Annotated in this window: 1 protein-coding gene and 1 pseudogene; both read left to right on the top strand. The window is 47.7% G+C overall.

Annotated features, from left to right (window positions below):
- Positions 1–325: pyruvate kinase alpha/beta domain-containing protein (locus tag ACFINZ_RS10900; protein WP_375701527.1), on the top strand; the 325-nt coding region annotated here is incomplete at its 5' end.
- A gap of 71 nt (positions 326–396) precedes the next feature.
- Positions 397–708 (top strand): annotated as a pseudogene (locus tag ACFINZ_RS10895) (pyruvate kinase alpha/beta domain-containing protein); the annotation flags it as partial.

Genomic DNA, 708 nt, shown 5'->3' with positions numbered 1-708 from the left:
AGCTATCGTTGCTTATACTGCTTCAGGCACAACGGGTGTGCGCACATCACGGGAGCGTCCAAACAGGCCCATTATTGCCTTATCGCCTATTGTAAAAACAGCAAGACGTTTGGCTTTGGTCTGGGGACTTCATTGTGTGGTCACTGAAGACGCGCGGGATTTGGAGGATATGGTTGATCGTGCGGCTGCGATTGCTTTTCAAGAAGGCTTTTGCCAAGGGGGAGATCGCTTCCTTGTGACAGCTGGTGTTCCTCTTGGTACACCTGGTGCTACCAATCTCTTGCGTATCGCTTCTGTTTCTCAAGATGGAACAAAGGGTGTTTAACGGGAACATTGGGGCATAGTTTTCTTTATATTTTGAAGAATATATTCCATTTGTCATCTGTTTTTCTATGAGCAGAGATGTGTGATGTTTCTGCAGCGGTTTATGTAGTGGGTGGTGCTGTCATGTTGTCTGCTGATCTTTATCTTGAAGAAGTCGTGCTATGATGGTGGATCGAATCGCCTAACAAATCAAACAAGATCAGACTTATGCGGTTCAGGTTGGCGCACAGCATCCTGCTCCAGAATCAACGGGGACCGATGCGATTTTTCTCGCTGCGCGTCAGATCGCCGAAACACTGTAATTGAAAGCTATCGTTGCTTATACTGCTTCAGGCACAACGGGTGTGCGCACATCACGGGAGCGTCCAAACAGGCCCATTATTG

The organism is Bartonella sp. AA81SXKL (assembly GCF_042196945.1).
GTDB lineage: Bacteria > Pseudomonadota > Alphaproteobacteria > Rhizobiales > Rhizobiaceae > Bartonella.
This window is presented reverse-complemented; position numbering and strand designations above follow the sequence as displayed.